The sequence below is a fragment of the Corallococcus llansteffanensis genome (genome assembly GCF_003612055.1).
Taxonomy (GTDB): domain Bacteria; phylum Myxococcota; class Myxococcia; order Myxococcales; family Myxococcaceae; genus Corallococcus; species Corallococcus llansteffanensis.
In genome coordinates, this window is record NZ_RAWB01000775.1 from 1 (window position 1) to 3,748 (window position 3,748).

Genomic DNA, 3,748 nt, shown 5'->3' on the forward strand with positions numbered 1-3,748 from the left:
GCCGTCACCCGCGCCTCGTCCGACGGGAAATCCCCGGCCAGCGCGTCCAGCAGGCGCCGGGTCGCCGCGGGTCCCCGCCCCGCATCCAGCAGCGTCTCCGGAGCGATGCCCACCTCGCGCGCCAGGGCCAGCGCGGGCTCGCGCGCCTTCGGGTCCAGGCCCGTCAGCGCCGAGTGCGTCCCCCACGCCAGGGCCTCCGCGCTCGTGGGCACCCGCGTGAGCATGGCGGGCGGCAGCGCACCCGGCGTGGGCACCGCCGTGCCGCTCACGCCGTCGTAGTACGCCAGCAGCGGCCGCGCCGTGGTGCGCGTGTGGAAGGCCCACGCTCCCGTGCGCCGCACCAGCGCGCCCGCGGGCGTGTGGTGGTACGCACACCACACGCACAGGAGCGCGAAGGTGAAGTCCAGCAGTCCCCGGGCGCGTCGCGCGAACATGCGTCACCCCTCAGCGCAGGAAGGACAGCACCGGCGCGGCGTCCCACACCGCGGCCAGCCCGAGGGGAGCCACCAGCACGCAGCCCAGCAGCCCGCGCGTCCACGCCCTGCGAGGCCCCACCGCCGCGCACGCCGCGTCCGCGTGTTGAAGGTTGCGCAGCACCGCGCGCCAGCCCAGCGACACGCTCACGCCGCACAGCGCCGCCACCGCCAGCCCGCGCGCGGACAGGTCCGCCACGGTGTCGCCGAACAGCGGCCGCCACGACAGGTACACCGTCCCCTGGACGAGCCGCGCCACCGTGCACGCCCCCGCCAGCACCACGCCCGCCGTGGCCAGGGGCCGCACCCACCGCATCGACGTGGGCCGCCGCAGGCAGCGCTGGAGGAGCGCCTTCCATGACGAAGGCTCGGACGGCTCCGACAGGCCCACCGTGCGCCAGGCCTCCCTGGGCGCGGGGGCCGCCACCTCGCGGTAGCCCAGCGCGGGCAGCGCCAGGAGCAGGTCCGCCGCCAGCTCCCACGCCAGCGTCAGCGCACGCGCCAGCCGGGTGCGCGTCTCCAGCGACACCCAGTCCACCAGCGACGCGGTCGCCGGGTACTGGCCCACGAACCCGTCGAACACGGAGTCCAGCCGGTCCACCGCCGTGAGCAGCCGGTCATCCAGCGTGTCCGCCGCCGCGTGCACGCCCACCGCCACCAGCGCCAGCAGGCCCATGGGCATGAACGCCCAGCGGAACGCGCCCAGGAAGCGGGAGACGTCCGTGAGGAAGCTGCTCGACGGGGCTTCGGGGCTTGCGGGACGGGACGGCATGGACGCCTCCAGGGCGGTCCCCCATCAACGCGGGAAGCCCCCGGGAAGGTTTAAACCACCGGCCCCCACAACGAAAACGCCCCGCCCCTTCGCCCGGAGGCGAAAGGAACGGGGCGCCCATTCGAGGCTTGAGCCTGAACTAGGCCTTCGCGTCGGGCGTGGCCTCGGCGGCCGCGGCCGGGGGAGGCGCGCCCTGGGCGGCGGTGCGCTCGGCCATGGCCTCCTTGCGCGACAGGCGGATCTTGCCCGTCTTGTCGATGCTGACGACCTTCACCAGCACCTCGTCGCCCTCGCTCAGCACGTCCGACACGGCCTTGACGCGCTTGTCGGACAGCTCGGAGATGTGGATGAGGCCGTCGGTGCCCGGGAACAGCTCCACGAAGGCGCCGAACTCGGCGATCTTCCGCACGGTGCCCGTGTAGATCTTCCCGATCTCCGCCTCACGCGTGAGCGCCTGGATCATCGCGATGGCGGCCTTCACGGCCTCGCCGTTCGCGCTCGCGATGTCCACGCGGCCCGTGTCCTCGATGTTGATGGCCGCGCCCGTGCGCGCGATGATGTCCTTGATCACCTTGCCGCCCGGCCCGATGACGTTCTTGATGAACTCGGGACGGATCTGGATGGTCGTGATGCGCGGCGCGAACTGGCTGATCTCCTTGCGAGGCGCGTTCAGCGTCTTCGCCATCTCCGCCAGGATGTGCACGCGGCCCTGACGCGCCTGCTCCAGCGCGCGGCTCATGATCTCCGTGGTGAGGCCGGTGATCTTGATGTCCATCTGGATGGACGTGATGCCCTTGGACGTGCCGCAGACCTTGAAGTCCATGTCGCCCAGGTGATCCTCGTCACCGAGGATGTCGGAGAGGATGGCGATCTTCTCGCCTTCCTTCACGAGGCCCATGGCGATGCCGGCCACCGGCGCCTTGATGGGGACGCCCGCGTCCATCAGCGCCAGCGTGCCACCGCACACGGAGGCCATGGACGAGGAGCCGTTGGACTCCAGGATCTCCGACACCAGCCGCACCGTGTACGGGAAGTTCTCGCCCGCCGGCAGCATGTTGCGCAGCGCGCGCTCCGCTAGCGCGCCGTGGCCAATCTCACGACGGCCGGGGCCGCGCAGGGGCTTGGTCTCGTTCACGCTGAAGGGCGGGAAGTTGTAGTGCAAGAGGAAGCGCTTGAAGGCCTGGCCGCTCAAGAGCTCCAGCCGCTGCTCGTCCTCGCTGGTGCCCAGCGTGGCCACCACGAGCGCCTGCGTCTCGCCGCGGGTGAACACCGCGCTGCCGTGCGCGCGGGGCAGCACGCCCACCTCGTTGGTGATGGTGCGCACCACGTCGTGGCCGCGGTCGCCGATGCGGCCACCGTTCACGGTGAGCTCACGCATGTGGTCGTACTTCAGGTCCTCCACCACCTGCTTGGCGTGCTTCTCCACCGTGGGCGTGAACTCCGCGCCCAGCTTCTCCTTGAGGGCCGTGAGGGCCGCCTTCTTCGCCTTGGAGAGCGCCTCGTAACGCGCGCCCTTCTCCTTGATGGCGTAGCCGGCCTTGACGCCGTCCATGGCCAGGGCGCGCACCTGGGTGCGCAGCCCCTCGTCGATGGCGGCCGGCTTGTCGTAGGAGCGCACCTGCTTCTTCAGCTCCGCGCGCATCTCGTCCTGGAGGTCCAGGGCGGGCTTGGCCGCGGTGCGGCCGAACTCCAGCGCGGCCACCATGTCCGCCTCGCTGACCTCCTCCGCGCCGCCCTCCACCATCACGATGGCCTCGCGGCTCACCGCCATGACGAGGTCCAGGTCGCTCTGCTCACGCTGCTTCGCGGTGGGGTTGGCGACGAACTGGCCCCCCACGCGGCCCACGCGAACGCCCGCGATGGGGCCGTTGAACGGGATGTCCGACACCCACAGCGCCGCGGAGGCGCCGGTCAGACCGTGGATGTCGCCCTCGTTGTCCGGGTCCGAGGAGATGACGCTGACGATGACCTGCGTCTCGTAGGCGTAGCCTTCCGGGAACAGCGGACGGCAGGAGCGGTCGATCAGACGGCTCGTCAGCGTCTCCTTCTCCGTCAGCCGGCCCTCGCGCTTGAAGAAGCTGCCCGGGATGCGGCCCGCCGAGTACAGCCTCTCCTGGTACTCCACCGTGAGGGGCAGGAAGTCGATGTCCTTCTTCTCCCGCGCGCTCACCGCGGTCACGAGCAGCATGGTGTCGCCATAGCGGACCACCACGGCGCCGTCGGCCTGCTTGGCCAGACGGCCCGTCTCGATGCTCAGCTCGCTCTCACCAATCTTGACGCTCTTCTTCAACATGTGTGTGGCCTCTGTGCCTGCTTCGCGTGCGAGGACCCTTGGCGGCCGCGGCCGGCCCGCGTGAACGGGGCCGGGCCGCCCGACAGGGGCCCTCTAGGGAATGAGCGGTCGCCAGGGCCTTGAAGCAGGCACGTGCCAGACCACCGCTGCCTGTACTGCGGAAATGGGCTCCGTTGCGGAGCGCCGGAGGGATGACTCGGACCTCTTGAT

At 71.2% G+C, this 3,748-nt stretch carries 2 protein-coding genes and 1 pseudogene; all 3 read right to left on the reverse strand.

Going from position 1 to position 3,748, the window contains the following annotated elements; translation table 11 throughout:
• A pseudogene (locus D7V93_RS39945) lies at positions 1-434 on the reverse strand (M23 family metallopeptidase); the annotation flags it as partial.
• A 10-nt stretch (positions 435-444) separates the two neighbouring features.
• Entirely contained in the window at positions 445-1,245 is an 801-nt protein-coding gene (locus D7V93_RS39950) for a hypothetical protein (RefSeq protein ID WP_120648274.1), read from the reverse strand.
• 139 nt (positions 1,246-1,384) lie between these two features.
• Complete coding sequence (gene pnp / locus D7V93_RS39955) at positions 1,385-3,538, reverse strand: polyribonucleotide nucleotidyltransferase (protein ID WP_120648275.1); 2,154 nt, start codon at positions 3,536-3,538, stop codon at positions 1,385-1,387.
• Between the last annotated feature and the right edge of the window lie 210 nt (positions 3,539-3,748).